Source organism: Paenibacillus sp. P4_A7, assembly GCF_056402455.1.
On sequence record NZ_JBFUHJ010000760.1, the window covers coordinates 1 to 1,405 of the forward strand.

The 1,405-nt window shown below is 39.2% G+C and carries 1 protein-coding gene; it reads left to right on the forward strand.

Annotated elements, in window-relative coordinates; translation table 11 throughout:
- The coding region (locus AC1DWN_RS33745; RefSeq protein WP_477563185.1) for a hemolysin family protein at positions 1-1,310 on the forward strand (1,310 nt) is incomplete at its 5' end.
- Positions 1,311-1,405 lie beyond the last annotated feature (95 nt).

Below are 1,405 nucleotides of genomic sequence, written 5' to 3' on the forward strand. Positions count from 1 at the left end.
GTTTATTCATGATTGCTCTTCTTATTTTATTAACTGCTTTTTTCGTCGCAACGGAGTTTGCAATTATCAGACTACGTTCAAGCAGAATTGATCAGTTAGTGCTTGAGGGCCGGAGGAACGCGCTTGCCGTTCAAAAGGTTACGAGCAACTTGGATTCCTACTTGTCAGCCTGTCAATTAGGGATAACAATCACAGCACTCGGGCTTGGCTGGTTGGGAGAACCAACAGTTGAACTATTGCTTTTACCCTTATTTGAAAGCTGGAATTTTAGTGGTGATTTTAGTCATATCTTATCCATCATTATCGCATTTAGTTCGGTAACGTTTCTTCACGTAGTAATTGGTGAGCTTGCACCAAAAACATGGGCTATACAGAAGGCTGAATTTATTACCTTTCATACAGCAAAACCGATTATTCTTTTCTACAAAATTTTGTTTCCGTTCATTTGGGTACTTAACGGCTCTGCTAATGCATTAGTTCGTCTGTTTGGACTTAAACCTGCTACTGAGAACGAAGAAGCGCATTCCGAAGAAGAGATTCAAATTATTCTGAATGAAAGCTTCCAAAGCGGTAAAATTAACAATACGGAATATGGATACGTTAGCCGGATTTTCGCTTTTGACGAATTGCTTGCCAAAGAAATTATGGTGCCGCGCACCGATATGATTTGCTTGTATACAAACAAATCACTGGCGGATAACATGGACATTATACGTAAGGAACAATATACACGCTTTCCGGTTGCACTAGAGAGCAAAGATAACATTGTAGGTATGATCAATACAAAGCAGTTATTTCTAGAGCTTGAGCAAGACAAAGGCTTCGATTTCAAAAAGATCGTTTATCCTGTACTTAGCGTATCCGAGGTAACACCTGTCAAAATGCTTCTCAAAAGAATGCAGCTGGAACGCGTTCATATCGCAATTCTTGTAGATGAGTATGGTGGAACATCTGGACTTATTACAATCGAAGACATTCTTGAAGAAATTGTCGGTGAGATCCGAGACGAGTTTGATGCTGACGAAAGAAAAGACGTTGAGCAGCTCTCCGATACGAGTTATCTGCTAGACGGCAAGGTATCACTAGACGAGCTCACTGTACTAACAGGAATGAACTTCGAAGATGAGGATGTTGATACCGTTGGCGGATGGCTTTACAGTCAGGTTCAGGATCCTAAGCCGGGGAAAGAGCATTTTTATGAGCAATACAAATTTATTATTCGTGAAACTAGCAAAAATAGGATTCGCAAGGTAGAAATGCAATTTCAAGATAAAGATGATGCATCTGAAATCGCAAGTGTAACTGCGTAATCCCTTATAATATGATTAGGTCAACCAGACTTTCTGGTTGGCCTTTTTTAATATATAAGAATTTATAAGTTTTCACTTATAAATGTGCTTATATA